Consider the following 26,740-nt stretch of genomic DNA (forward strand, 5'->3'; position numbering starts at 1 on the left):
ATTAAATTTTTGTCAATATGGTTAGAAACAGTAAAATTAGAGCGATTCCTCTTTATCTCCTTTAAATTTTTGTCATTGAAAATTCGATGAATGCGGCCAGAACTTCCTCATTTATTTCAGGATTAACCGAAGGCTTCCCTTGCTCCAAAGTGGCCAACATATTGCTGTTGTCAATATCACGTGGAGCAACCAGGCTGTAGAAATCTCGTTCTTTTCTGGGGAAAATATCTTTCAGAGGAAAGAGGTAATTCTCTTGCCCTTCAATTTCAGGCACAGAGATTTGCTTTAACCACTCCTCATAAGGAAGGAGGTTTACTTTGCGGTATTTGCGCATGCTGCCGACAATGGTTTTAAAGGGAATGGCTTTGGAATTGAGCAAATTAAAACTGTCCCTTCCGCTTCCCAAGCGCATTTCCATTGCAACAAACTGGCTAATAAAATCAATGGGCACCAAATCCAAATTAAAATCCACATCAGGTACAGCGGCTAATTGCAAACAACCGCGAATGAATCGATAGAACAGATCATTTTCATTGCCAATCCCCGTTTGACTGTCCCCGGCAATGCGTGTTGGGCGATACACTTTAACTCTAAGACCCTGAGCCTTCGCCTCTTCTACAAGACATTCGGCCACCCATTTGGTTTGCGCATAGCCACCTTGTATAAATCCGGCTGAGTTAATGGCGCCTTCCTCAAAAAATGGTTTAGGTTTATTTCCTTCAACATCCCTCGGAACCACTGATAAGGTTGAAATATAATGGACTGGTTTATGACGGGATAAGGCAGCGAATTTGAGAACTTCTGCAGTTCCATCCACATTCACCGCCGCAAGTTTTTGGTAATCATCTATAAAATTAACCAGTGCGCCATTATGAACAATAACGTCAATGCGTTTAGACATTTCTAAATATTCACCAGCCTCCAGGCCAAATTGCGCTTCGGCCAAATCACCTAAAACAGGGACAACGCGATCCAAATCAATCTTAAGCCTGTATTGCTGCGCTACTTTTTGAAGCCGTTTAAGCCCTGTTGCTGTATCGTCTGCCCTGACAAGCACATAAATTGTGGCAGCCGGAAAGGTCTGCAATAAATCACGAAGAAGGTAAACACCTAAAAAGCCCGTCCCACCCGTCAGGAAAATAGTTTCAAAAGGCTTATCTACACAGTCACCCAGAGGGGTTAACTGTAATTGGGGACAAATTTGCTTTAACTCTGCCGTTGATTTTCTATCTTCAAGCGACGGTTTAGTTTTTCCATGCTGCTCAATCCAGAGAGCATTATCCCGAATGGTTGGATTTTGATACAATTCTTTTACTGTAAAGTGGCAACCCAATTGTTGATTAAGATCATAAACGAGCTTTACCGCTAATAAAGAGTGTCCTCCCAAATCAAAAAAATTCTCTTGTGGAGCAATAGAGTCCATAGCAAATAGGGACTGCCAAATTGCATGGACCTTTTTCTCCGTCTCCGTTTGCATGGCTGTTGCCGAAGTGCCATTTCGCAGCCCATGATCGGGAGCAGGTAAACCCACGCGATCGACCTTACCGCTAGGTAACAGTTTCATTGCCTTAAGCGAGTAAAATAAAGAAGGAATCATATAATCGGGCAGGCGGTTTCTTAATTCTTCCTTGATTTTTTCTGCTGCAATGGCTGATACATAATAAGCCACCAGCAGTTGTTGGCCATGACATTCCACCGCTTTGACCACCGCATTGTTCACTCCAGGTATCTGCAAAATACAAGTTTCAATTTCTTCAAGCTCGATTCGGTTTCCCCTCAGTTTAATTTGGTGATCCTTTCGCCCCACAAACTCGATGTTTCCTTCAAATGAAAGTTTGACCAGATCTCCGGATTTATAGAGTGTTTCATTGGGATTTAAGGGATTTGCAATAAATTTGCTTTCAGTTTGCCTGAGGTCATTTAAATAGCCTTTCCCTACAGCAACCCCGGCAATATGCAATTCACCGACCACTCCTTGTGGAACCACCTTTAGCTGAGAATCAAATATATAGGCTCTGGTATTTAGAATCGGACGCCCGATGGGAACATAATCTTTCTCCATGTCCTCATCACATTTGAAAACCGTCATGCTGATGGAGCATTCCGAGGGGCCATAAGTGTGATATAGGATGGCCTTGGTTTTTTGAAAAAATTGCCTATTGATGACTTTGGACAAGCGCTCGCCCCCGCAAATAACATAACGCAAGGAATCAAGAGCGTGTTCTGGGGCCATCTCTAAAATCATACTAAGCAGTGAAGGGACAAAATAACAGACTGTAATCTGCTGTTGTTTAATGACTTTCGCCAGGCATTCGGGATTTTTATGGGCATTAGGAGGAGCCATGATTAAAGTGGCCCCGTGACAAATGGGCCAAAAAATTTCCAGAATGGAAGGGTCAAAACTCAATGTCGTTTTATGTAAGACCCGATCAGATTCGCCAATTTGACAGAGATTTTGTGACGATTGAATACGGTTTAGGACACCTCTGTGAGTATTTAATGCCCCTTTTGGTTGCCCCGTCGAACCGGAGGTAAACATGATGTAGGCTATCTCATTCTCTCTGCTTTGAAGCGCTTGGCTGTGGGAATAATCTCGACTTGCGAGTTTAGGCCATAGCTGCTCTACATTTATAGTCTGCTCAGCACAGAATAGCGGCATGAATGATGCCTGGGTAAAAATCCTATAGGGTTTTGCATTTTCAAGAATCAATTCAATTCTTTTTTTAGGATGGTTTAAGTCCAAAGGCAAATAAACGCAGCCTGCCTTTAGAATTCCAAGCAGAATCACCAAGAGCTCAACATTTCTTTCCATGTAGACGGCAATGATTGCATTGTGAGGGACATTTTGCTCCAGGAGATAGTTAGCCATTTGACTGGAGCGTTTATCCACTTCCTCATAAGTTAAGCATTGCCTTTCATCCTGCACACATATTCTCTTGGGAGTGGCTTGGGCTTGCTGTTGAAACTTCCCATGCAGGCTTGTATCAGACGAATAGTCCAGAACGTCTCCCTGCAGGAGGTGCAATATTTTGGTTTTTTCCTCTTCGGCTAAAAGCTCTATATCGGTCAACAGAGGATTTCCCTCGCTGCAAAAAGCCTCTAGCGCCCTTACAAAATGCCGTGAAAACTGTTCTATGAACTGCTCTTGGAATAACTTTTTGGAGTAACAAAAATTTAAGGCAATCTTGTTATCAAGCAAATTGATTTTCAAAGTTAAGTCCGTACGTGCCGATTCCTCAATATCCAGCCATTCAATGGAGTTGATTTGTGCCACATCAATCTTTTCTAGCGAACCGAGCTTTTGCAGGACAAGCATCACCTGAAACATGGAGTGACGGTGATTATCCTGATTTCTCGAGATGATTTTCAAAACCTCATCAAAAGGCAGGTCTTGATTTTGCAATGCTTCAAGGCAATTTTTTCGACAATGTGCAAGCCAGTCATGGGCATGAAATGTTTCATTTACTTGATGGCGCGTGATAATGGTGTTTACAAAAAAGCCAATGATCTCTTCTAAACCTTGATGGTGACGATTGGATGCTGGACTAGCTACTAAAATATCCTTCTGATCAGAGTATTTCCAAATTAAAAACGATAACACTGTATTGAAAAAAATAAACAAAGAAACATTGTGTTGTTGCGTGGTTTTATAAATGGCTTCACAGAGCTCAGGGCTTAGATGTTGCTGAATACTGCCAACAGGGTTGCCTTTAATGAATGGGCCGGCTTGTGTTGGCAGCTGGGCTGGATTTAAATCACTGAGTTTTTCCCGCCAAAACTGCTTTTGTCTGTCCATAGCCCCTGATTCGAAGGCTTGCTTCTGCCAAAGAGCGTAATCAATATACTCCAATTTCGGAGATTTCAATTCCGATGAGTTCTTTTGAAGTAAATCGTCATAAATTTTAAACAATTCAGGCAAGAATATTCGATTACAAGACCAGAAATCGATGAGGATGTGATGAAAATTAAAGAACAACAAATAGGCTTCAGGTTCATATTGATATACCAGAGCCCGAAACGCAGGGGCTCTTTGCAAGTCAAAGCTTTGTGAAAGCTGCATCTGCATGTCCTGCAATGCCATTCCCCTGCTCATCTGCCGGCTTGTAATGGTGACTTTCAGCTGGGGTTGAATCACTTGTTGTAAGCCTTCCGCATCAAATAGCCAAGATGTTCTAAACATGGCATGCTGTTCGATTAATACATTGAGTGAGTCTTGCAATCGCTGAATATTTAATTTCCCCTTGATATCCAAAACGACCGGAATATTATAATTTATGGCTCCTGAGCCCTCATAATGGTGAATATAATGGAGTCTTTTTTGTGCATATGAGGCTGGGTAAATGCCTTTATCGTTGCGAGGATATGCTGTAATTTTTCCACTAAGTTGCATTCCTGTCTCGACTTCAGACTTGCTCAATTCATCCTGCTGGAATGACAATTGCGACAATAAAAAACGGGATAATTTTCTTATGGTTGGATGGTTAAATGCCAAGGCAGGATCCAGTTGAATTCTTCCACCCAATGCCGACTGTATACCACATTGCAGTTCAACGGCACTGAGTGAATCAATCCCCAGAGTAAACAATCCGCTATCAACGTCAATCGGATGTTCCGGGGGAACATTTAATAACTGCCTACTTAATCCCACTATCAATTCACAAAGCTTCGCCTCTCTATGCTTGGGTTTGCTTTGCTTTAAAATGCCCCACCAATCTGTTTCAATCCCCTCGTCGGTTGAAGCCGCTTGCCTGGCTTGTTCGCTGAATTTACTTTCTTCTGGTGCTGAATCATTCGATTGATAAATGTGCAAGGGCACGATGATTTTTTCTGTTATCTCTTCCTGACATTTAATTCGTTGCAACTTACCACTGGTTGTCTTGGGAATAGCTTTCGGGGGAACTAATAAAACCTGGTAAGGACTGAGATGAAATTGATTGCTGATTTCACTCAAAATGTTCTGGACAATTTCGCCGTAGGATTTACTGGCGGTACCGGCTTTGATTTCGGCAACAATATGCAAAGCTTCTTTGCCATGCACCAACTCAGAGTATGCTACCACACAACCTTTACGGACAGCATGATGTGAATAAGCAGCGGCTTGCTCAAAATCATGAGGGTAGTAATTTTGACCATTGATAATGATTAAATTTTTTAAACGCCCGCAAACAAACAGTTCACCTTCATGCAAAAAACCCAAATCACCCGTTCGAAGATAATGCCTGTTCTCTTGCTCAGGAACTTGCGCTTTAAAAATGCTGGTGCTTTCTTCATGTTGATTATAATAACCTGTAGCAACTGAGCGGCCTGCTACCCATATTTCTCCGACTTCATCCTCTTTGCAAAGTGCGTGCGTTTTGGGATTAATCACTCGCACCAGCATTTGCGGCACTCCAGAGCTTACCAATTGCAGTCCGCCTTCCTGGTTGCTAATGCGCTCGACAATGTTGTCTTTAAGCCGGTGGGTATCAACCGTGATAATATTTTCTTCTTTGGAAAAAGGCTTGGCCGAAACCATCAGGGTGGACTCAGCCAGACCATAGCAGGGTAAAATAACTCCCCGCTTTAAGCCCGCAACCTTGAAACTGTCATAGAAAAACTGCATGGCTTTGAAAGAAATGGGCTCAGCTCCGTTGGCAATGGCTCGAATGGAACTTAAGTCTAATTTTCTAATCAAACTTTCCGGTGTTTTACGCGCACAAAGTTCAAAGGCAAAGTTAGGTGCGCCACTTATGGTGCATTGATAATCGGATAAATGTTTAACCCAACGTGAGGGTTTGCTAATGAAATCCACCGGAGACATAAGCGTTGCAACCGTTCCGGCATAAAGAGGCTCTAGAATGCAGCCAATTAACCCCATATCGTGATAGGGTGGTAACCAGGAAAACGTATGGCTTTCGCTGGTGAAATTGACCGCTTGGTGAATAATTGCCAAGTTGCTTAATAAATTGGCATGGCTCAGCATAACTCCTCGAGGATGCCCTGTGGAGCCGGAAGTGTACTGCAGGAAAGCAATATCTTCAGGCTTAACTAACGGACAGGGAAAATGTTCTCCTGAATATTCAGAGCGCACTTCGGTAGAAACAATGGGTGTTTTGCTTTTTTTAATGGCTTGGAATACAGCAGACAAGGCTTCAGAAATACCCAGATAATGTTGTATGCGGTGATGTAGGAAACGATTAGCTACCAAGCCTTTTTTCATGAGACGTGCCGTTTGAGGATCAGCCAGAATGAGTTTAGGCTTGGCATTGTTAAAAACATGAAGAAATCTGGTCGCCATCATGGCATTTGCGGGAGGGAATATGGGAACGGCAATTGCCCCAACCCGTAAACAGGCATAGAAACTGATTATAAATTCCAATCCAGGTTTGGCAGCAACAATAATTCTATCACCCTTCACGACGTACTTACTTAGATAATGGGCCAGCTTTTTAACCTGTCTTTGCAATTCTCGTGCAGTCAATGACTCGGCTCGGTCCTCATCAACTAAAAACCGATACACGATTTTTTCCGGTTGAAGCAGGCTTTGGTAATCGACCACGTCGTTTAAAGTTTGGTAAATCGGATGCAGTGCTAAATTTTGCTCAAGATTACTTTGGTGAAATTCATAGGCTTCTTGTAAAAGATCAGCACTCATACTGCATTCTCCTTATTTGTACTGCTTTGAGAATTCATGATTAGATTTTTCTCGAAAGATTTGATTCGTGGGCAGGGTGTTTTAAATATTGGATAGCAAGAAAGTCGGCAAACTAATAAAAAGGGCTGCCTCTCTGTATGTTTTTGTTCAATTTGCATGAACAAAAATTCATACCATTTCTTGATTTCTTGAAAGTATTTTGACTTGACTGCTGAGCTGAAATTGAAATGCATATCCACATTGTAAGATTACACATTCCATTTGCTAACCAACCTTTTCTCCCAGAAAAGGATTAATTATTCTCACCATCAAAATTACTCAATTCCAAGTAATTCGTCATAGACAGTCGAACTTGATTTCTAAAGTCTAGTATATTTATTTTCATTTGCTAGAAAATTTGCATTAATTGCCAATGGGGCTGAGAAAAAGTGATTCAGAGCCTTAACAATTCCTATGGATTCTTTCACAATATTTTTTGTCACCAGATCCGCATGAGCAATCATTTTAGTAATTGCCAAATGATTATCAATTCGCCGGTGGGTCAATTCTTCAGCCAAAAGGCAGCTGTTTTCAGGTGAAAAAATGGGGTCAGTATAAGCGTGAATTAGGGTTATTTTGGATTGGATTTTAGACAAGCAATCGTCATACTTTGATTTATTCACGATGTCATTAAAAGAGGACTGCAATTCTTCATCAATAAATCCTGTTTTTCCTAGGTTTTGAATGAATTTTAGTAACCTTTTACTTTTGGGTGATTCTTTTGCAATAAAATTGAGTATGTGATGAGAGTCACTGGCTTCAAATTTGTTTTTAAGGCAGTAATCAATTGCTCGATTAAACAGCAAAAGCTCTTCGCCAAAATGTTTGCTCGGCTGTTGCTCAAATTCACTAAATAGCATCATTTTGAGCATGACCAATTGCGCATAGAAGCTTCTTGGTGTCTCAAGCAATTCCCTAAAATGAGTACCTGGGTCAAAATATGGACTGATAAAACACAATGAATCAACCTTTCTTTTAAGCCCTGGATTCGCCGCTACTTTGCTCATGTATAAACAAGAAGTAGAGGGTCCAATATACGAGATATTTTTATAATTGTTGATTGTTTCGGCAAAATGATTGAGGTAATTAGTCACAGCATCATAATCTTCTTGGCGAGGGGGGCGAAGCTCTATTTGCGCTTGCAGTTGAAGCAACAAACAATCATAGCCAATTGCCGTTAAACCATTCACAAATCCATAATATCTTTGGTCAGCATTTCCTTGTTGATTTGCCCCATGAAACACCACCATTAAACCTTTTTTCTTTTTCCGATTGTTTGCAAAATAATTCGCCGAACACCCTTGGAAATCAACCGTGGTGAATGATGGAGAACTCTTGGTTTGTCGGGTTAATTTGGTTAGAAATATTAAAGAATCTAATGTTTTTAAGGATTTAACTGACGACATTTGTTGCCCACCATTGACTTAAAAATTTTTAATAACTTTAAGTATAGATTAGCCAAACAAAGTTAGAGTTTTTTTGCATGCAGAGAATTCAGCTACACATTTCATTGGCTGAGTTTAGGCTTAAATTTCTGGCTTCCATTCATTCTCAAAATCAGGAGAATCGTTAACTAGAAAATAAGCAGCAGCACGCTCTTCATTATCCTTTTGAATTTTATTTTTTATCTGCTGGATTGTCTCATCGATACCAGCAAAAATAAAATCGGCGTATTTTCCTTGCGATTGCAAGTGGTAGGCCTGAGTAAGCTCGACTACGGTGTCAGCAAGATTGATTTTGTAATAGTTGCAAGCACTGGCTCTTAGATTCAATTCCTGATTGGCTAAAAGATATTTTACTACTTTCATTTGTGGAGTAAGCACAGTAACTGCTGTTTGGCCAACTACAGAAGCCTTTCTTAATAGTACACCATGGAGCTCAGGCTTTTCTTGGACCAATTTTTCAGCCTCAACTGAATCAACTTCTTTGTAATGAGGATGATTTAAAATGTCCCAGGGTATTTCAGCGCCAGTAGGTATTGAACTTAAGCCGCTTTTATGCGCCGCAGCAATTTGTTCCGGGGTTGGTTCTTGCCATTTTTCAGATTGCAACCATTCAAATTTTTTTTTCATTTTGCCAAACTCCTCGATGATGTCCAAGGATAACCCAAAATGCGATTTATATCATCTTATTTCAACATTTTGCCCAAAATTAGTCATTTGTGAGCTTTTGTTATACTTAGAAAGAAGACATTGCAATGCATTTTGCAGGAGGAGGTATGACAAGGAAATACAGCAAAGGTGTCCAGAAAGAAGTTGAGAAGGAAATGCACCGCTATAAAAAGGGAACTGCACACAGTGGCCCCGGTGACAAACATAAAGTACAAAGTCGAGAGCAAGCCATTGCTATTGGTTTATCCAAAGCCCGTGAAAAGGGGATGAAAGTACCTAAACAATCTGAGAATGAAGATTAAGTAAGCAATAGCAGCTTGCTTACTTGTGTTTTTTGAGCAAGCGTGCTTTATCACGTTGCCAGTCCCTGTCTTTAATCGTTTCTCGCTTGTCATGGCTTTTCTTTCCCTTGGCCAGGGCAAGTTTCATCTTCACCAGATTGCTTTTCCAATACAGTGAGAGAGGGATTAAGGTATAACCTTGACGCTCAACGCTGCCAATCAGTTGATTAAGCTCCTTGCGGTTCAGAAGCAATTTACGAGTGCGGCTGGGATCTGGATAAAGGTGTGCAGCAGCCGTCGGTAAAGGCTGAATTTGAGCTCCCAGCAAAAAAGCTTCGCCATTCTTAATAATGACATGGGCATCAGAAAGGTTAATCTTTCCGGCGCGCAAACTTTTAACCTCCCAACCTTCAAGAGCCAAACCCGCTTCGTACTCATTTTCTATAAAATATTCAAAATGCGCCTTTTTATTGACAACAATCGTGGCGCTTTGCTTATGGCTAGCCATAGGACACCTAAAGGGACTAGAACTATAAAAAAGATTGATTATACACTTAATAAAAGCTATTGGTGAAATGAATTGAAGAGTGTCTGCGTTTTAACAAAGGAGAGAGTTTATGCAAATCGGAGATCCAATTACCAGCCAATCATTTGTAGCGACCAGTGGGATTGAAGGACGCCTGGAGGACTTTCAGGGAAAATGGTTAATTCTTTACTTTTATCCGAAGGATTCAACCCCGGGATGCACTCAGGAGGCAGCGGATTTACGGGACCTTTATCCTAAATTCACCCAGCTGAATGCCAACATTTTTGGCATTTCGAGGGACAGTCTTAAATCTCATGAAAATTTTAAAGCCAAACAACAACTTCCTTTTGAACTCATTAGCGATAAAGAAGAAGCCTTATGTCAACAATTTGATGTGATTAAGATGAAATCCATGTATGGCAAACAAGTACGAGGCATTGAACGCAGCACCTTTCTAATTGATCCCAAAGGAATCTTGCGGCAGGAGTGGCGTAAAGTTTCGGTCAAAAACCATGCGCAAGAGTTGTTGCAGGCCTTAAGGCAACTTCAGGAATCCTAATGGTTTGCTTTAGCAAAATTTATATGAAGATCGCTATATAATTGATTTACTACAAGATAAATCTTGACTGCGCTTATGCCCCTCAGCACAATGAATACATTTTAGCTTGGGGTAAATCAATGGAGAAAGGAAACAAAGAAACTAAACTGTTCGTGCTTGATACCAATATCATGATGCATGATCCCACAGCTATTTATCGCTTTGAAGAACATGACATCTATTTGCCAATGGTGGTGTTGGAAGAATTGGATAGTCATAAAACCGGGCTTTCCGAGGTGGCGCGTAACGTTCGGCAAACGAACCGCATGTTGGTTGAGCTAATGAGTGGCGCAACGCACCAGGAAGTGGTTGCAGGGCTGCCAATCGCGCAGTTTTTCAAAACAGAAAAACTTAAAAGCAGTGGACGTTTGTTTTTCCAGACGGATGAATTTGAACAATTGCGTCCTACCTCCCTTCCAGGACATAAAGCAGACAATACTTTGTTAGCAACTGCCTTAGGGTTGCAGAAGAAATACCCTGGCCGACAAGTTATTATTATTTCCAAAGACATCAATTTGCGTATTAAAGCAGGCATCCTTGGTATTCCTGCTGAGGATTATTACAACGATAAAGTCTTGGATGACGTCGATTTATTGCATAGCGGCTTACATATTTTAGACAATGATTTTTGGGATAGTCATGCGAAAAATATGGAAGCCTGGCAAGATAATGGTAATACCTTTTATCGCATCAGTGGCCCTCTCACCGCCCAATGGAATTGCAATGATTGCATCAGTACACAGGATAACCAGTTTCAAGCCATTGTGAAGGAAGTCAGCGAGAGTGGTGCCGTGGTGCAATTGGCTCGCGATTACACCCAAGCCAAACACTCAGTCTGGGGCATCATCGCACGCAACCGCGAACAAAATTTCGCTTTGAATTTGTTGCTGGATCCGGAAATCGATTTTGTCACTTTACAAGGTTCGGCAGGAACTGGAAAAACTCTCCTAACCATAGCGGCAGGTTTAACACAAGTTTTGGATCAAAGTCGTTATAATGAAATTATTATGACCCGGGTCACCATCCCGGTCGGCGAAGACATCGGCTTCTTGCCAGGAACAGAGGAAGAAAAAATGACTCCCTGGATGGGCGCTTTAATGGATAATTTAGAAGTTTTGCATAGTTCCCAGGAAGGCGGTAGTTTTGGCCGGGGCGCTACTCAGGATTTATTGCAAAACAAAATTAAAATCCGCTCGTTAAATTTCATGCGCGGTCGAACGTTTTTAAATCGCTTCATCATTATTGACGAAGCACAAAACCTGACTTCAAAGCAAATCAAGACTCTGGTTACCCGTGCTGGACCGGGCAGTAAAATTGTATGTCTAGGTGACATCAAGCAAATTGACACACCTTATCTGACAGAAACAACCTCTGGTTTAACTTTTGCAGTCGATCGATTCAAGCATTGGCAGCATAGTGCCCATATGACCTTAACTCGGGGTGAACGATCAAGACTTGCTTATTATGCTGCTGAACATTTATAGTACACGCTTTTGCCTAGCCAAAGAGGATTATCATGAACAACCAGGCCATCACTTTTGATGATGTATTGTTGGTTCCAGCTTACAATCATCACGAATCACGACGAGTTGTTGACATCAGCATGACCGATCGTTTAAGCAAGCTGACTCTGCAATTGCCGGTGATTAGTTCCAATATGGACACCATCACTGAAAGCAAAATGGCCAATTTCATGCACAGCAAAGGCGCTATGGGGGCCTTACATCGTTTCCTAAGCATTGAAGACAATATTAATGAATTTAAAAAGTGCCAAGCTCCTGTGTTTGTCTCAGTGGGTTGTACGGATGCGGAGCTGCAACGCGCCGAGGCTCTTCGGGATGCCGGAGCTGATTATTTTTGCGTTGACGTAGCCCATGCTCATGCCAAATACGTCGGTAAGACTTTAAAGAGCCTACGCCAGCTGTTGGGCAGCCGCTGCATCATGGCAGGCAATGTAGCCACTTACGCTGGAGCAGATTACTTAGCTTCTTGCGGCGCTGACATCATTAAAGCAGGGATCGGCGGTGGCTCAGTCTGCAGTACCCGCATTAAAACGGGTTTTGGCATTCCCATGCTAACCTGTATTCAGGATTGTGCGCGTACGGATCGCTCCATTGTCGCCGATGGTGGTATACGTACTTCCGGGGATATTGTGAAGGCTTTAGCTTTCGGCGCTGATTTTGTCATGATAGGCGGGATGTTAGCTGGCACGGAACCTACTCCTGGAGAAGTATTTACCAAAGAAGACGGCCGTCAAGTAAAACGCTACCGGGGAATGGCATCACGCGAAGCCCAAGAAGATTTCTTAGGTCAAATGCATGAATGGAAAACAGCAGAAGGCGTATCTGCAGAGGTTGCCTATCGCAATAATCAAGATGCCATCATCGCTGATATCGTAGGCGGATTGCGTTCAGGCTTAACTTATGCAGGAGCGGATACCATTAGCGAATTGCAACGTAAACTGAATTATGTTGTCGTGACCCAAGCAGGAAGACTTGAGAGTTTACCTCATAAATTGCTGGAAAATTAAACGAGTGGAAGGAGGGGGCGCTGGATGCTTAATCAAGTAAATAAGCAGCACTCCCTCGCTGCTTACAGAAATTGAGACAAAGCCTTTGCTTTTTCGTTTAGAGAGCTGCCACAAGTTCGGGATTCTCTTCCACCACTTCAGCAACTTGACTTACATCGGGTGAACCAGAACCTTGACCCATATCTAAGGATGACGTATCACTCATGTCAGGACCAGTCATTGTGTCACTGGATGCAGACATTTGCATGGGCTCAGGCGCATCTGATGTTGGACTTGGCGAATTGGACATGGATGATTCCTCTTCCATGGCAGGTTCTTCCATGGAGGGACCTTCTTCAGTTAAATCCTGCCCCAGTTCCTCTTCTTCATCCGACTCTAAAGTTTCTTCCTGTTCTTCCTCGACCTCAAGTTCAGAAGATTCCTCTTCATTAGGTTCATCAGGCTCTTCTTGTTGCTCCTGTTGCATTTCTTCCATCTCAATAGCATCTTCTTCTTCACCTTGAGATTGTTGTTTCTGAGGCCCTTTTTTGTCTTTTTTCTTGTGTTGTTGCTCGTCTTCGCCCTGAGTTGGATCACTGGTTTGTTTCTGAGTTTGATCGGGATCTTCTTTGGGGTTATCGGGTTCGTCGGTTTTCCCTTTTGAGAAAGCCCCTTTTATACCCTGCTTAACCTTATCCAAACCTTCATCAATTTTATCGTATAATTTTCCATAAATGGCATTATTCAGCTCTGAAACCATTTTCTTTAAGTCATCGAGCATTTTTTGCTGAGGATCAGCAGACGAATCTTTCTTTTCCTCATCTTTTTTATTGTTTTGAGGCTTTGGCTTAGGACCGTCGTTTTTTTTTGCTTTAGAATCAGGTCCATCATTGGCTGAACTGTCATCGACTGGCTCTCTCTCATCGAGATCAGACATGAACGATGTGAGATCGTCCGGTGAGGTACCCATAGCATTCCCCTAAACTTAATCTTATTTTATAAAGATAGCACAACTACCCTCTACCGATGATGTAAATTGTGCTAAAACCCAACTATTATTATTGATGATCATTTTTGTATTTAAATAATAACAAATCGAATTTGTTAAAGAATCATTTGGATTATTTATTTACAATAATTTTGCAAACAAGAGGGATTGGCATGAACATAGATGATTTACGAGGTATGCGGCGTGGTATTCATCTCTTTGCTTTAAGCAAAGAAGATCTCCCGCTATTGGCAGCGATAGATCGTCGAAATGGCAATAATGAGCGGGCTTTGCTCCTTTTGCATGGCTTTACCTCCACTCCAGCAGTATTTCGTGCCATGGTGCCTTCTTTTTCCTTTTATGATGCCATTGTTGGTCCGGTACTTCCAGGACATGCAGACAGTGTCGAAGCCTTTGCAAATACAAAGGCAATTTCCTGGTTAAATACCGCGGAAGAAGCCTGCAAACTTCTGCTGTCCGAATTTAAAGAAGTGGATGTGCTTGGTTTGTCTTTAGGGGGTCTACTCGCTTGTCACTTGGCGTCGCATTTTAATTTACATCATTTGTATTTGCTGGCACCCGCTCTGGATTTGCATCTATCAGCACAAAAGGCCATAAAATTGGCAAAAATTCTCAGCCGTTTGGGTTTTAAAGAGGTCCGGGGCGCTGCAGGCGACTTATTCACAGATGAGCATTGGGAAATTGCTTATCGCAAATTACCGCTTAGCTCGGTGCTGGAAATCATAAATCTCATAAACACTTTTTCCTTTTCGGCGCCAACATGCCCCACGGATGTATTTTTAGGCTGCCATGATAAAGTGGTCGATTCCCAACGAGTTGCAGAGCGCTTCAAAGATGTAGACAATGCTAAAATTCACTGGCTTAAGAATTCAGCTCACGTCATTCCTCTAGACGGTGACACAGAAAGCATTATTGCGTGCATGAAAGAAAATCAACGGCTTGAGTCTGAGTCTTTGAACAAAGAAAGCCATTCATTGCTGACCAGCTAGGCTGTGACAGTTATTCCCCGTCTTAAGGCTTATTGTAACGAGTGTAAACACTTCTGTCCCAGGGGCTCCAATCACGCATGTCCAAAACAGAACCATTATAAGCCATGAAATCCGTCTTGATCGTTGGGACATTATAGAAATAAATGTCACTGGCATCCGTGGCTAATGTGTGCTGGTGATTGACCGCTGAAATGTCTGCCACAGAGTGATCATGGGTTTTCACAAAAGCGCGATTGGCTCGCAAATAGCGTCCGTTAAAACGCGAGCGATCGCATAATTCGACATCCAGTTTATCCACAATGCCTGCCAACTGCATAAACGATTGCCCTTTCCCTCTGACTACTAAGGCATGGCTTTTAACCCAATACATGGCAACCCAGGCCTTTTCATCCAATTCGAGGCGACTTATGTTCATCCTACCTGCCAATTGTACTTTGCTATTGATGATAGACAGCTGTAAGTATTGACTGGAAACTCCACTCACTTGTGTGTAGCCCCCCCCTTTCACCTCCAGCTTGCGCAATACAATTTGACCACCAAGAATCGTTTGGCCCGGATTATCAATTGAAACATCCAGAAGGCTTGAATGTAAATTTTTACCAGTAACAACTCCGGAACCATGATAGGTAAACGAATTTAAATAGCGGGCTTGGATTTCAACGCTAATTGGGCCGGATTTCGGATAACCATTGCCCACTGAGACATGGAGGGTATTATTGACAACACTGGTTTGCACCTGGAGCAAGTCGAGGGGATCACCACGTAAGAGCAAGCGGGGATGGCGAAAACCCGTTCTCAGTTTAACATTGATGTTTCCTTCAACCATAACCTGATTGAAAGCCGGCATGGGACGATTGTGCAATGCCTTTTGACTACTTGCTGGAATCACTAGCACTTTATGGCTGCAACTTGCACTCATGAGAACAACAAATAAACATAAAAAAAACCGCATCCACATAGCCAGGATTTCCCCTATTCTTAATGTCCTTACATTAGAGGAAGTTAGTATAATGCGCAAGATGATTGTAGCAATTGGATGACTGTCCATCACTCTTGCAACAACTTGTTTACCTTCATTATTACCAAGCATCTGCATTAAAATCAGAAATTCGAATATCCCGTGGACAGGACTCATTGTATTTGAAATCAGCGGATTTTTGCATCAGGTCAAATAGTGATTCCTGTTGTGGAATAAGAGCCGGCAACTGCAACCATACATCAACCAGTAAACCATCCTTACAGCCAAAATACACTCGCTGAGCAGCAGTTTGCCCGAAAGATTGCACCACCAATTTTCTTAATTGTTCGCGTTTGACTTTATCCCCAGCATGAACACTGATGAATTCTCCTAAAGCGGAGTGGTTAAACTCATCATTTAAACGCATGGCCAAGCTGAAGTAGGCATCATTTGTCAAAATTTGACAACTGCCATGCTTATACCATTCATGGCGTTCCAGGCATGTGCCTGCTGCATAGCTTGGCATAAATTGCCTCAGACGTTCATCGACTTTGGCGCTAAAGGCAAGAGGAGGATAATCGCAGTGGTTTTTACGTGGATTTACAGCACAGTAGCCATAATGTTCTCCACAAATTTGCTGGTTAGGCCAAAGGCCATGCAAAATCAGATGATGGGCAGAATAGGCGTTTGCCTTTAAATGCTTGCATTCGGCCTTACCAGCCTCATAACCATAGGATTGGCAAAATCCTGGATGCCAACTTAGCGCTAAAATGTAGGAATCCGCTAGATTGGGTAATTGTTCGCAACTGTTTTTGCCGTGCGCTTCGAAATAAAAAATCCCACAATCAGCATGAACCCATCTTAGTGATGGTGTGAGATTAGGAACTATGAGACGTAACCAATCTGGATTATTGGAGCGATTGACCTCTCTTATCTCGTAATTTTCCCTTAATTGAATTACGGCGCCATCCGGGTTTGTTCTTTTATTTTTAGAAACATAGAGGGGACAAATTTTTTGAGCCTCATATTTGCCATTGACTTCAATGGAGGAGAAACAAACAAGAGGGAAAGCAAGCCAGAGCCAAGCAAACAATCTTATCATCGTGCATCCCAGCAATATAAGATGCCAAGATTATAGCGATAACCATCCTGAAAGGGTATTGTCTAATGGCTTAAATGGATGATTGTTTTAAAAAGCTTTCGAGCACACTTAAAACTGCCCTCCTGTCTTCCCGGATTGGAGAATGGCCGACATGAGGGATTTTAATATGGTTACAACCTGGTAACCATTGTAAAACCTTGGTTAGGTCTTCATCCCGAATTAAACTTCCACGCTCGGAATTTCCTCGAATCAACAAGGTTGGACATTTTATTTTTGGGAACAAATCTTCCACTTCATAACTGTGGAATGTTGTTTCAAACTCATTGATGATTGCCGCCAGCATATCTGGGTCACATTGACTAAGGCTTTCTGGTATAAAATGATTGTTTAAACCAGGCAAATTGAACAATTTACTAATCCGCAACCACTGGATTAATCGATTGGCCAATTCAGCTTGCGAGACGGCCAAATTGCGCAATGAGGTAATGGTTACCGGGGAGTCAATAACAACCAGTGATTGTAGCCATTGTGGATGATGGGCTGCCAGCATGATGGCAATCATTCCGCCTAGGGAATGGCCCAGAACAATAGCAGGCTCTTGTATGCACTCCTTTATAAAAGAATAGCAATCAGTTAAATAATCTTGTAAACGATAAGCGCCGGGAGTGTGCTTGGATTTTCCATGCCCGCGAAAATCCATTGCATAAACATGCAAATACTGTGAGAGCTCTTCAATAATGGGCATAAACGATTGCCAACGTTTGGTGGCACCATGCAATAGCAAAATAGGAGGTCCATTCCTCGGCCCCTCTATATAATTGAGCATAAGATCATTAAAATGAAATGTATTTTCCTTCATGCATTTTCCTGTCTGCTTCTAACATCAATAATTATGGTAATCACCTATGCAGGGACTAAAAGCATAGTTTCAGCTTAAATAGTATAGGCCAAAAATTTCTGATGGTTTGATCTCAATAGAAACTATGAGAAAGTTGAAAATTTAATGAATCTTTTAAGATAAAGAGATTTATCCCTCTTTGAGATCACAATCCGTGATCTCAATAGGGAAGAAAGAGAAACAGCAGAGATTTAAACAGCAGTTACATCTTCAGCTTGCAATCCTTTTGGCCCTTTCGTTACCATAAATTCAACGCGTTGGCCTTCTTTTAAGGTCTTGCGACTAGCAGTGCTATTAATTGAGCGAAAATGCACAAACACATCATCTTCACCATTATCACGACTAATGAAGCCATAACCTTTATCATCATTAAACCACTTAACGTGGCCTGTTTCTTTCGCAGACATTTCTTTTTTCCAAAATAAAATTAAACAAACACTTGATATCATTACCCGGGTTGAAAACCAATAATGGATTACCATTGTGCGCTGATTCGCTACTGAACACTGCAAAAAGAGGGAATTTCACGAAGAACACTGCTTCCAGCCAGGGAACAAAAACCAAGTAGTTTCATTATAACCCAGACTGCAATAAATAGCGAGAATTGCGGGAATAATTCTCAATTGCGATAAGTTGTGGTGGGGGCTCAGCATGTTCATGCATGCCGGCCTATGGACTTTGTTTTAGCTTAAAATAAAAACAAAGCGGCTTTGCACAAATTTATTTCGCCATCCAGGAAGTCATCCATTTGCCCTTGCTGCAATTAGCCTTAACTTACCATCAGCTGCCATGCAGACTAATGGCCATTAATTTAACTCTTCTTTTATAATTTATGCATGCCGGGTAAAGAGCTCGAATTTTCTTTATCAGAATGTTTAATTTTTTTATGGGAAAGAAAGGCTTGCCATAGCGCCGCTCCCTGCCAACGCTGCGATTCACCATACAACACTTGAGTTAAATGATGTATTTCCTTAAGAAATTCTTCCTGGTGCAGCAAGTTGGCCACCTGCGTCAAATTTAAGATATTAGCTTTCGGCCATTCATGTCGTGCCCATTGAATCAAAGCATCACGTGCTGCATGAGGATTATTCTGAGCACAAGCTTCCTGAAGGTAATGGACATACTCTTTTGAACCTGCTGTTAGCTGTTGCCTATCCGGTTTTTTGCGAAACAATAACAGGAGGGTAACAATCCATGCCAAAGCAAATAAAGCTGCAACCCACCACCCTAAATCAGACCACTGCCCGTTCAATGCCGTCCTTTTAGGGGTATTTTGAGAAGGTGCAGATGTCTTCGCGTCTGACGAAGATACAGTCTTGGGTGCTTTGTTTTGTGGGGCTATGGTTGCCGCTTGCGAATGGCCAGGAGCCGGGCGGACGTCAATAATATGGGCGGGTAAAATTGCCGTTTCCTCCTTCGCTGTAGTGGTATTAAACCAATGTAATTTTAACTCAGGAATAGTAATGGTTCCGGACTTGTTAAATAAATAATTTACTTTTATGATGCTGTGGCCGACTAAATTTCCCTGGCTTAAACTGTTTCTTTGGCTAGCCTTATCAGGATAGACACTGAAGGAATGCGCATTACTGGCAAAATCAAGGCTTGGCAACAGCTGTGCCGGAATACCAACCGCCTGAAGCTGCACAGTCCGGACCAGAGTTCCTCCCTGATCTACCGTAGAAGAATTGTTGTCAAATTGTTCACTTAACGTTACACCTTTAGCCGGCAACCAATTTGTTCCTGTATATTGGGAAGGGATTGCCTTGACTTGCACAGTAATTGGTTTTGCCCGTGCAGTCACTCGCTTAGGTGCTACATCATTATAGACAAGTGCTCGGAACAGGGGGGGCTGAATTTGTACCGCACCACTTTTCTGTGAAAAAAAAGCGTATTTTTGTTCTTCCACCGCATACAGTGTCCCATTGATCATGGTTTGATACTGGTTTCCAGAACCTATGGGAATCAAAATACCATCTTGCAATTTCGGAGGTTGATAATCCACATCAATTAAGCGACGGCTGGTCAATAATTTTACTGTTAGGATGGCTTGCTGGTTCACATAGGGATTTGGCTCATTAATTTCAGTAATCAGTCTAATATCCTGCTGGTTATCAATGTCACCTTTATTTTTTCCAGTGCTTTCCTGCGACACCTCTATTGTGGCAGGTTGAGTTTTCTCAGAGCCTACCTGCAGTGCAGGGATTTCGACTACACCCGTCTTCTTAGGCGTAACTAGAATTATCCATTGACTTAATGAATGCGCCTGACCATTAATGACGGTGTAATTCATGCTTCTTTCTGTCCCGTCAATGTTAAAATCCTCTTGCAGGGGAGTTAAATCGGGCACGCTATCGGCTTCATCTCCGTCCAATGTTAGAGTTATCTTAAAACTTTCTCCTTCCTGAATTTTTTTAGTCTCTACGTCCATGGACACAGTAGCCATAGCCAAATGGGACACCCACAGTAAAACCATACTTATAATTATTTGTTTCATTGATACCATCCACGTTGCCTACGCATATGATCTCTTAAAAATTTCTCTCGCAATAACCCGCCTGGATCATCCGGAATTAATTTTAGCCATTGTTCTTTCGATTGTTGTTGCTGTACTTCATCAGCAGATTCAGCCGAAACACCAGCAGCTTGCCCATGTTGATTTACTTGTTTTTCTTCTTGGTTTTGCTTTGTATTTTTCTGGTTTTGGCCTTGCTGGTTCTGGCCTTGCTGGTTCTGGCCTTGCTGGTTCTGGCCTTGCTGGTTTTGGCCTTGTTGGTTTTGGCCTTGCTGGTTCTGGCCTTGCTGGTTTTGGCCTTGTTGGTTTTGGCCTTGTTGGTTTTGGCCTTGCTGGTTTTGGCCTTGCTGGTTTTGGCCTTGCTGGTTTTGGCCTTGCTGGTTTTGGCCTTGTTGGTTTTGGCCTTGTTGGTTTTGGCCTTGTTGGTTTTGGCCTTGCTGGTTTTGGCCTTGCTGGTTTTGGCCTTGCTGGTTTTGGTCTTGCTGGTTCTGGTCTTGCTGGTTTTGACTTAATAAATCTTGAATGAGTTTGCGGTTATATTCGGCGTCCCTATGCTCTGGGTTAAGGGCCAGAGCCTTATCATAAGCCTTTATGGCCTGTTCATACTGCTTTGACATGGCTAGAGCATTGCCTTCATTGTAAAAGCCTTCGGCATTTTGCATGGCAGAGTAATATTCTGCGGCCTCCTTGTAATTTCCTGCTCGGTAAGCAGCGGCTGCTTTCCAGGCTTGCTGCTGGAATGTTTTTTGCGCTTCCTTAAATTTTCCTTCTGCCATTAAGACCTGTCCTTGCTGATCTTTGGTTTGCCAAAGATTCTTCCAGCTAAACGAGTGGGAAGGAAATGACAGAGTCACTAAAATAAACAAAGCCATTGCTTTCATGCGGATAACCTCTGTAACCATCCGCGGCGAAACAGCGGGAATAAAAACAGCAAAGCCGGCAAGATAAACCACCGCCCTTCATCACGCCAGAGCGATACATTATCTTGCTGGCTGCGATGATAGTCATTGTTACTTTTGGTTAAAGACAACCATTTTGCCAGTTGTTTATCATCATTGAAATTAATGAGCTTGCCAGCACCCGCTGTCGCTAAAGTTTGGAACAGCGGTTCGGCATCATCGCTGGCTCGGATGGGCATTACCGAAGTGTAAATTTGTTTTTGCGCTAACTTCTTCGCAAGTGCTAATGATTCGTCGTTTGGGCTTTCAGCAGTCAAAACAAGAATTTGTCCATGATTAAATCCAGCTTGGCTTATTAATTGACTGGCTTGCTCAAGAGCCAAGTCCAGGCGATTGCCTTCCACAGGCATAATGTCTGGGGTAAGCGTTGAAATTAGAGAGTCAATGGTTTTCGCATCATCTGTCAAAGGCGCTACAATGAAGGGTTCGCCAGTATAAACCAGCAAGGCAAACTGCCCAGGATGATTGTTATTTAGAATATCGTGTAGCTTGAATTTGGCACGCGTTAATCGATCCGGGGCCAAATCTTTAGCCAACATGGAATCCGACATGTCCAAGACCAAGACCCGCGGTTGTATTTGTTTATAAACAGGTACTGGCAAACGTGACCAGCTCGGCCCGGACAGGGCAATGATCATAAAGGAAGCACACAATAACAAGAGCATAAGAGTCCCTAATTTCTTGTTCTTTCCTCTAGATTGCAATAGTTTATTTAATAAATGATGATCACATATGGCGGCCCAAGCTTCAATTTGCGAAGGTTTGCGCCACAACATCCAAATCAAACAAAACACCGGCAGGAAAGCCAAAAGCCACCAAGGACGTAACAAATGGAATTCCGTCATGATTCAGTCACCTTTTGCGGGTTTAATTTTCGTTGAGAAGAAAAATAACCGGCTCTTGCCCACAGCCAAAAACAAAAACACAAAAATCCCAAAGCGAGTGGCCAAGGATAATAATCGATTTGCGGGCGAATGCTTGCTTCCTCGTGCTGCACCGTTTCAAGTTGGTTGATGGTTTGATAAATCTCATTCAATGATTGGCTGTCCGTCGCGCGAAAATACTGCCCGTTTGTTAATTTGGCGATTTCCTGCAAAGTTTTCTCATCCAAATCGGCGGAGGCATTCACGTTAAAAAAAATATTGTTTAAAGCCCTTGGATCGGATTCGGACCCTAGACCAATGGTATATACCTTAATATGATCATTCTTGGCCAATTCAGCGGCTTTTAAAGGAGGTAAAACGCCTGAATTATTTGCCCCATCAGTCAACAAAATAATAATCCGGCCCTTTGCCGGAACATCTTGCAAACGTTTAACCGCAAGCCCTAGAGCGTCCCCGATTGAAGTCGTTTGCCCTGCTAATCCAACGGAAGCATCATCCAATCGAACCAAAACCGATTGCCTGTCGTAGGTTAGGGGAGTTTGCAAATAGGCGCGAGTTCCAAATAGAATTAATCCAATTCGATCGCCCACGCGTTGTTTAACGAATTCCTCAGCCGTTTGTTTTACAATCGTCAAGCGGCTCACCGGTTCACCATTTAGCAGCATGTCTGGCAATTCCATGCTTCCTGATAAATCCAAAGCCAGCATGATGTTTCGCCCTTCTCTTTCAACTGGCTGGGGTTCACCAATCCAACGCGGGCCTGCAGCAGCCAAAAGCAACAAAACCCATAGCAAAATCAATAAAACATTTATCTTTTGTTCTAAGAAACCATATTTTTTTTCATCCATGCGATGAGCCAGGGCATTAAAAAATGGAATTTTAACTGCAGCAGTAAGACTAATTTGAGCTCTCGGCAAAAACAGCCACAAAAACGGAAGTGGCAGGGCGCAAAGAGCCCATGGAAAGGCTAATTCAAACATGGTACACCTCGCTGCCTAATCCAAGCTCTTGCTAACTGAAAAAGGGGCTCAAGCTCAATGTCTTTGTTCGGTTGATAGGGCAATTCCAAGAGTAGATGGCTTACTGGATTGAAGTCCAAGTGTTTGCTGCTCGAATTTAGAAAATCAATCCAGCTTTGCCCTCGCAAGCCAGCCACTTCCTCCCTGGGATAATAAACCAAGGCTACCCGGCGCAGTAATTCTGAAATTTTCATAGACGTGAGCTGACTGTTTTTATTTTGCAGATAGTGCAAACGATAATTTTCCAAAAGACTCAAAGCCTCTCGTTTGGGACGTGAATTCCTACGCCGTTTTTGCCAGCCATACAAGCCATATCCAAGAAGAATTAGGAACAAGATGATGAGAACATACCATCCTGGGGCAAGAGGCCACCAACCGACTTGCTCAGGCAAATGGATATCGTGCAATTTCTTTAATAATTGCGCTTCAGCCATTTGTTCCCCGTGGAAAAGTTAATCTGATTAATTTAGGAATATTGGTTTCAGCCGTAAGCTGGATATAGGGAATTTGCAAACGTTTACAAAGATTTTGCAAGTCCTCAATTCGTTGTTGACAATAATTTTGATAAGTTGTGATCACGTCGTTACGGGTTGTATCCAGAATCATTTCCTGTTTGCCATTGGTAATGGGGTACTGCTGCGGTTTTGGCGGAGTTAACTCTAGAGGATCGCAAATGTGATAAATTAAAATGTCATTATGCGCCCTTAGGCGGCTTAAATGAGGCTCCGACTCTGCATCCAGCTGATAAAAGTCACTGGCAATTACCAGGATGCTGCCTGGCCTGGTTACCCGTCTAAGCCGCAACAAAGCATCACTAAGAACCCGGCCCTGGCCATCATTAGCCACGTTGAGAGCAGTGTAGCGACTTAGGGCCGCTAAAAAGGGCAGTACCGCCAAATTACGACTGTGGGGTGTAAATTCATCATGCGATTTGGACGAGTATAATAGACCGCCGACTCGATCTCCGTTTTTAATCACTGTCCAGGCTATCATCGCCGCAAGACGGGCTGCTATGACCGATTTAAAAGCTTTGCGAGTGCCAAAAAACATGGAAGGATTAAAATCGCATAGAATGACTACCGGCCGCTCACGCTCTTCCTCATACAATTTCACATGCGGCCTTCCGGTGCGGGCTGTGACCCGCCACTCCATATGCCGTATTTCATCACCCGCCTGATAATTTCGCACCTCGGCGAAATCCATCCCGCGCCCGCGCAATTTGGAATTATGATTGCCAAAGTGATTCACTCTGGACTCAGGCCTATAATTCGCTTTTTGCGCATAGCGCTTGAAAGCGATTAATTCCTCAACAGTAGCCACTAACCCTTCGGTCATACCTTACCCCTTAAGGGACAGCAATCAAACGCAATAATGAATCAATAAAATCATCGCTGCTTACTCCTTCAGCCTCAGCCTCAAAACTCAACAAAATACGATGTCGAAGGACATCATGAGCAATCACGTGGATATCTTCAGGAGTAACATAATCCCGTCCTGCTAACCAGGCGTGAGCTTTAGCGCAACGATCAAGAGCAATGGTTGCTCGTGGGCTTGCGCCGAATCTTAACCAACGCTCCAATTCCTCGCTGTAAACCCCAGGATTTCGGGTTGCGACTACAAGCTGCACAAGATAATTATCCAAAGCTTCGCTGCTATGAACCTGCAACACCTGGCGTCTTGCTTCAAATAGTGATGCTTGAGACAAAGGAGAAATGTCTGGTAAGCCATTGTTTAAATTCAAATTCCCTCTAGCTTCTGTGCGGGCCAGGGAAAGAATGTTGTGTTCAACCCCCGCCTCAGGATAATTAATTTTTACATACATGAGAAAGCGATCGAGTTGCGCTTCTGGCAGCGGATAAGTTCCCTCTTGTTCGATGGGATTTTGTGTGGCCATGACTAGAAACAATTCGGGCAGAGGATAAGTGGTGCCGCCAATCGTAACCTGACGTTCCGCCATGGCTTCCAGTAATGCCGATTGAACTTTGGCTGGTGCCCTATTGATTTCATCCGCCAAAATAAGATGGTGAAAAATTGGGCCTGGCTGAAAAACGAAGGTACCATTTTCGGGTCGGTACACATCCGTTCCAGTTAAATCGCCCGGTAATAAATCAGGAGTAAATTGAATTCGATGAAAATCTCCCTCCACCACCGAAGACAATTCCTTCACTGCTCGTGTTTTCGCTAAACCAGGAGCACCTTCAACCAGTAAATGACCGTCGGCGAGCAGCGCAATTAATAGTCTTGATACTAAATCTTGCTGCCCCAAAATTCTGCTATTCAGATAAGCGCTTATTTGAGCAATGCGCTCTTGGACTTTTTCTTTAGCAATAATCTCCAATTGCTCCATTGTGATACCTATGCAAAAATTATGATCCTAACGTGAAACCTCGTCAGTGCCAAGTTAAAGCCACAACTAAATATTGGGTCTTTTTAAGCGAATTCAATTCATGCAGCAGGCAAGCGATGCTCTGGGGATTTCAGCTGATTTTCAAGGAAGAAGCTGTTGGAGCTTTCACCGGTTAAATAAGTTAACGATTGACGGATACGTTCCTGGCTTACCACTTTAGTCCAGCAAGTGTAATCATTTAACGGTTTATTGTATTTTCTAAATACGTCTTCAAAAGCATGACGCATCGATTCAGAATCAGACCAGACAACAATAGCAATTGACGGATGTTGTTGCCAAATCATTTCGACTAGCGCAGGACCATTGCAATAAATGCCGTCGCTCGCTCCCAAATCGCCATCCATTATAACAAAAGAAGCATCATTTTCCTCTAAGTAACTCAGAGCTTGTATGCTATTTTCCACCACAATCGGTTGTATTTGCTTATTGCTAATCGTTAACAATCTGGTTAAGCAAAAAGCATTAAATGCATTATCCTCAACAATTAATACACGCATGGAAACTCCCTTCTTCTGTCAAAGGGAGTATAACGAGGAAACCTTAAGAAAAGCTTAAGAATTCACATGAATTGTTTTAATTTCTTCGGGAGTGGCCACCAGTATGGTATTGGCCAGGCGCCTGATAAATAAGCCATTTTCGACCACGCCCGGGATAAGTTTTATGGCTTCTTCTAATTGTTTGGCGCGACTGATCTCAAGATTATAAACATCCAGGATGATATTGCCATTATCGCTAGTGAAGCCTTCACGATACTCAGGATCTCCACCCAATTTAACCAATTCGCGGGCAACAAAACTGCGGGCAAGAGGCAGCACTTCCACCGCAACTGGGAAAGAACCGAGGCGGTGAACAAGTTTTGACTCATCCACAATGCATACAAAATGACGAGCCACACTGGCGATAATCTTTTCACGAGTGAGTGCACCGCCACCTCCTTTTATCATATGACCTTGATCGGTAACTTCATCGGCCCCGTCAATGTAGACAGGAACGTCGTCAGCGGCATTTAAATCAATCACCGGAATACCGAGTGATTTTAACCGTGCCTCCGTTGCTTTTGAGCTGGCCACGCAGGCATCAATGCGATTTTTAATGGTAGCAAGCTGGTCAATGAAGCAATTTACTGTTGAACCTGTACCGATACCTACAATCATTCCATCATCAATAAAACTCAAGGCTGCCTTGGCAACGGCTTCTTTTAATCTCGTCATGTTATTTCCTGGTAATTTGGCTACGACCCGAGGGAATGGGCCCTAGGTGACCAATGTTCTCACTTCTTGGGACATTAGAACAGCATAGCTGTCA

General features: G+C 42.7%; 23 protein-coding genes. 5 read left to right on the forward strand and 18 right to left on the reverse strand.

The window, feature by feature from the left end:
* Positions 1-61 precede the first annotated feature (61 nt).
* The 3 genes from EL203_RS13350 to EL203_RS13360 form a co-directional block, all read right to left on the reverse strand.
* Positions 62-6,634 (reverse strand): non-ribosomal peptide synthetase, encoded by a 6,573-nt coding sequence (locus EL203_RS13350; RefSeq protein WP_058471748.1) that lies wholly within the window; start codon positions 6,632-6,634, stop codon positions 62-64.
* Positions 6,635-6,993: 359 nt separating this feature from the next.
* Positions 6,994-8,079 (reverse strand): hypothetical protein, encoded by a 1,086-nt coding sequence (locus EL203_RS13355; RefSeq protein ID WP_058471746.1) that lies wholly within the window; start codon positions 8,077-8,079, stop codon positions 6,994-6,996.
* Between the two features lie 120 nt (positions 8,080-8,199).
* The gene (locus EL203_RS13360; protein WP_058471745.1) at positions 8,200-8,745 is read right to left on the reverse strand and encodes a hypothetical protein; all 546 of its coding nucleotides are present in this window, start codon (positions 8,743-8,745) and stop codon (positions 8,200-8,202) included.
* 146 nt (positions 8,746-8,891) lie between these two features.
* On the opposite strand from EL203_RS13360, the gene EL203_RS13365 reads away from it, so the two are divergent.
* Positions 8,892-9,086, forward strand: coding sequence for a DUF6496 domain-containing protein (locus EL203_RS13365; RefSeq protein ID WP_058471744.1), 195 nt, complete (start codon positions 8,892-8,894; stop codon positions 9,084-9,086).
* Between the two features lie 19 nt (positions 9,087-9,105).
* Here EL203_RS13365 and smpB read toward each other — a convergent pair whose 3' ends face one another.
* Positions 9,106-9,573, reverse strand: a complete 468-nt coding sequence (gene smpB / locus EL203_RS13370; protein ID WP_058471743.1) for an SsrA-binding protein SmpB — start codon at positions 9,571-9,573, stop codon at positions 9,106-9,108.
* 109 nt (positions 9,574-9,682) lie between these two features.
* Here smpB and EL203_RS13375 point away from each other — a divergent pair, with 109 nt between their 5' ends.
* The 3 genes from EL203_RS13375 (at position 9,683) to EL203_RS13385 (ending at position 12,719) form a co-directional block, all read left to right on the forward strand.
* Positions 9,683-10,150: a peroxiredoxin gene (locus tag EL203_RS13375; RefSeq protein ID WP_058471742.1), complete on the forward strand. Its 468-nt coding sequence runs from the start codon at positions 9,683-9,685 to the stop codon at positions 10,148-10,150.
* Positions 10,151-10,269: 119 nt separating this feature from the next.
* A complete protein-coding gene (locus EL203_RS13380) occupies positions 10,270-11,673 on the forward strand; it encodes a PhoH family protein (protein WP_058471741.1) in 1,404 nt (467 codons plus the stop codon).
* Positions 11,674-11,705: 32 nt separating this feature from the next.
* Entirely contained in the window at positions 11,706-12,719 is a 1,014-nt protein-coding gene (locus EL203_RS13385) for a guanosine monophosphate reductase (RefSeq protein WP_058471740.1), read from the forward strand.
* A gap of 97 nt (positions 12,720-12,816) precedes the next feature.
* Here the strand turns inward: EL203_RS13385 and EL203_RS13390 are convergent, their stop codons facing one another.
* Positions 12,817-13,668, reverse strand: coding sequence for a hypothetical protein (locus EL203_RS13390; RefSeq protein ID WP_122224944.1), 852 nt, complete (start codon positions 13,666-13,668; stop codon positions 12,817-12,819).
* A gap of 191 nt (positions 13,669-13,859) precedes the next feature.
* Between EL203_RS13390 and EL203_RS13395 the strand changes: the two genes are divergently transcribed.
* Positions 13,860-14,696, forward strand: coding sequence for an alpha/beta hydrolase (locus tag EL203_RS13395; protein ID WP_058472255.1), 837 nt, complete (start codon positions 13,860-13,862; stop codon positions 14,694-14,696).
* Between the two features lie 22 nt (positions 14,697-14,718).
* On the opposite strand, the gene EL203_RS13400 is transcribed toward EL203_RS13395, so the two are convergent.
* The 13 genes from EL203_RS13400 to rpiA all read right to left on the reverse strand — a co-directional run bounded on the left by EL203_RS13400 (position 14,719) and on the right by rpiA (position 26,646).
* Positions 14,719-15,786, reverse strand: a complete 1,068-nt coding sequence (locus tag EL203_RS13400) for a GIN domain-containing protein (RefSeq protein WP_232003964.1) — start codon at positions 15,784-15,786, stop codon at positions 14,719-14,721.
* Positions 15,776-16,756 (reverse strand): ribonuclease T2 family protein, encoded by a 981-nt coding sequence (locus EL203_RS13405; RefSeq protein ID WP_058471738.1) that lies wholly within the window; start codon positions 16,754-16,756, stop codon positions 15,776-15,778. The genes EL203_RS13400 and EL203_RS13405 overlap by 11 nt, the downstream gene beginning before the upstream one ends.
* Positions 16,757-16,826: 70 nt before the next feature.
* Positions 16,827-17,615: an alpha/beta fold hydrolase gene (locus EL203_RS13410; protein ID WP_058471737.1), complete on the reverse strand. Its 789-nt coding sequence runs from the start codon at positions 17,613-17,615 to the stop codon at positions 16,827-16,829.
* A 230-nt stretch (positions 17,616-17,845) separates the two neighbouring features.
* Positions 17,846-18,061 (reverse strand): cold-shock protein, encoded by a 216-nt coding sequence (locus tag EL203_RS13415; RefSeq protein ID WP_058472253.1) that lies wholly within the window; start codon positions 18,059-18,061, stop codon positions 17,846-17,848.
* 416 nt (positions 18,062-18,477) lie between these two features.
* Complete coding sequence (locus EL203_RS13420; RefSeq protein WP_058471736.1) at positions 18,478-20,148, reverse strand: BatD family protein; 1,671 nt, start codon at positions 20,146-20,148, stop codon at positions 18,478-18,480.
* The gene (locus EL203_RS13425; RefSeq protein WP_058471735.1) at positions 20,145-21,047 is read right to left on the reverse strand and encodes a tetratricopeptide repeat protein; all 903 of its coding nucleotides are present in this window, start codon (positions 21,045-21,047) and stop codon (positions 20,145-20,147) included. The genes EL203_RS13420 and EL203_RS13425 overlap by 4 nt, the downstream gene beginning before the upstream one ends.
* Entirely contained in the window at positions 21,044-21,973 is a 930-nt protein-coding gene (locus EL203_RS13430; RefSeq protein WP_058471734.1) for a vWA domain-containing protein, read from the reverse strand. Before EL203_RS13430 ends, EL203_RS13425 begins: the two co-directional genes overlap by 4 nt.
* Positions 21,967-22,989, reverse strand: a complete 1,023-nt coding sequence (locus tag EL203_RS13435) for a vWA domain-containing protein (protein ID WP_058471733.1) — start codon at positions 22,987-22,989, stop codon at positions 21,967-21,969. The genes EL203_RS13430 and EL203_RS13435 overlap by 7 nt, the downstream gene beginning before the upstream one ends.
* Positions 22,977-23,462 (reverse strand): DUF4381 domain-containing protein, encoded by a 486-nt coding sequence (locus EL203_RS13440; protein WP_058471732.1) that lies wholly within the window; start codon positions 23,460-23,462, stop codon positions 22,977-22,979. The genes EL203_RS13435 and EL203_RS13440 overlap by 13 nt, the downstream gene beginning before the upstream one ends.
* Positions 23,455-24,363, reverse strand: a complete 909-nt coding sequence (locus tag EL203_RS13445) for a DUF58 domain-containing protein (RefSeq protein ID WP_058471731.1) — start codon at positions 24,361-24,363, stop codon at positions 23,455-23,457. The genes EL203_RS13440 and EL203_RS13445 overlap by 8 nt, the downstream gene beginning before the upstream one ends.
* 10 nt (positions 24,364-24,373) lie before the next feature.
* On the reverse strand, positions 24,374-25,375 hold the full coding sequence (locus tag EL203_RS13450) for an AAA family ATPase (protein ID WP_058471730.1): 1,002 nt from the start codon (positions 25,373-25,375) through the stop codon (positions 24,374-24,376).
* 98 nt (positions 25,376-25,473) lie between these two features.
* Entirely contained in the window at positions 25,474-25,932 is a 459-nt protein-coding gene (locus tag EL203_RS13455) for a response regulator (protein WP_058471729.1), read from the reverse strand.
* A gap of 54 nt (positions 25,933-25,986) precedes the next feature.
* Positions 25,987-26,646, reverse strand: coding sequence for a ribose-5-phosphate isomerase RpiA (gene rpiA, locus EL203_RS13460; protein ID WP_058471728.1), 660 nt, complete (start codon positions 26,644-26,646; stop codon positions 25,987-25,989).
* Positions 26,647-26,740: the final 94 nt, after the last annotated feature.

Origin of the sequence: Legionella jordanis (genome assembly GCF_900637635.1) — a bacterium.
Classification (GTDB): Bacteria; Pseudomonadota; Gammaproteobacteria; order Legionellales; family Legionellaceae; genus Tatlockia; species Tatlockia jordanis.

What these genes read in the sequence shown, in the direction of transcription:
- EL203_RS13350 (WP_058471748.1), bottom strand. Translation starts at nt 6,634, where the DNA reads ATGAGTGCTGATCTTTTACAAGAAGCCTATGAATTTCACCAAAGTAAT.
- EL203_RS13355 (WP_058471746.1), bottom strand. Translation starts at nt 8,079, where the DNA reads ATGTCGTCAGTTAAATCCTTAAAAACATTAGATTCTTTAATATTTCTA.
- EL203_RS13360 (WP_058471745.1), bottom strand. Translation starts at nt 8,745, where the DNA reads ATGAAAAAAAAATTTGAATGGTTGCAATCTGAAAAATGGCAAGAACCA.
- EL203_RS13365 (WP_058471744.1), top strand. Translation starts at nt 8,892, where the DNA reads ATGACAAGGAAATACAGCAAAGGTGTCCAGAAAGAAGTTGAGAAGGAA.
- smpB (WP_058471743.1), bottom strand. Translation starts at nt 9,573, where the DNA reads ATGGCTAGCCATAAGCAAAGCGCCACGATTGTTGTCAATAAAAAGGCG.
- EL203_RS13375 (WP_058471742.1), top strand. Translation starts at nt 9,683, where the DNA reads ATGCAAATCGGAGATCCAATTACCAGCCAATCATTTGTAGCGACCAGT.
- EL203_RS13380 (WP_058471741.1), top strand. Translation starts at nt 10,270, where the DNA reads ATGGAGAAAGGAAACAAAGAAACTAAACTGTTCGTGCTTGATACCAAT.
- EL203_RS13385 (WP_058471740.1), top strand. Translation starts at nt 11,706, where the DNA reads ATGAACAACCAGGCCATCACTTTTGATGATGTATTGTTGGTTCCAGCT.
- EL203_RS13390 (WP_122224944.1), bottom strand. Translation starts at nt 13,668, where the DNA reads ATGGGTACCTCACCGGACGATCTCACATCGTTCATGTCTGATCTCGAT.
- EL203_RS13395 (WP_058472255.1), top strand. Translation starts at nt 13,860, where the DNA reads ATGAACATAGATGATTTACGAGGTATGCGGCGTGGTATTCATCTCTTT.
- EL203_RS13400 (WP_232003964.1), bottom strand. Translation starts at nt 15,786, where the DNA reads ATGCTTGGTAATAATGAAGGTAAACAAGTTGTTGCAAGAGTGATGGAC.
- EL203_RS13405 (WP_058471738.1), bottom strand. Translation starts at nt 16,756, where the DNA reads ATGATAAGATTGTTTGCTTGGCTCTGGCTTGCTTTCCCTCTTGTTTGT.
- EL203_RS13410 (WP_058471737.1), bottom strand. Translation starts at nt 17,615, where the DNA reads ATGAAGGAAAATACATTTCATTTTAATGATCTTATGCTCAATTATATA.
- EL203_RS13415 (WP_058472253.1), bottom strand. Translation starts at nt 18,061, where the DNA reads ATGTCTGCGAAAGAAACAGGCCACGTTAAGTGGTTTAATGATGATAAA.
- EL203_RS13420 (WP_058471736.1), bottom strand. Translation starts at nt 20,148, where the DNA reads ATGAAACAAATAATTATAAGTATGGTTTTACTGTGGGTGTCCCATTTG.
- EL203_RS13425 (WP_058471735.1), bottom strand. Translation starts at nt 21,047, where the DNA reads ATGAAAGCAATGGCTTTGTTTATTTTAGTGACTCTGTCATTTCCTTCC.
- EL203_RS13435 (WP_058471733.1), bottom strand. Translation starts at nt 22,989, where the DNA reads ATGTTTGAATTAGCCTTTCCATGGGCTCTTTGCGCCCTGCCACTTCCG.
- EL203_RS13440 (WP_058471732.1), bottom strand. Translation starts at nt 23,462, where the DNA reads ATGGCTGAAGCGCAATTATTAAAGAAATTGCACGATATCCATTTGCCT.
- EL203_RS13445 (WP_058471731.1), bottom strand. Translation starts at nt 24,363, where the DNA reads ATGACCGAAGGGTTAGTGGCTACTGTTGAGGAATTAATCGCTTTCAAG.
- EL203_RS13450 (WP_058471730.1), bottom strand. Translation starts at nt 25,375, where the DNA reads ATGGAGCAATTGGAGATTATTGCTAAAGAAAAAGTCCAAGAGCGCATT.
- EL203_RS13455 (WP_058471729.1), bottom strand. Translation starts at nt 25,932, where the DNA reads ATGCGTGTATTAATTGTTGAGGATAATGCATTTAATGCTTTTTGCTTA.
- rpiA (WP_058471728.1), bottom strand. Translation starts at nt 26,646, where the DNA reads ATGACGAGATTAAAAGAAGCCGTTGCCAAGGCAGCCTTGAGTTTTATT.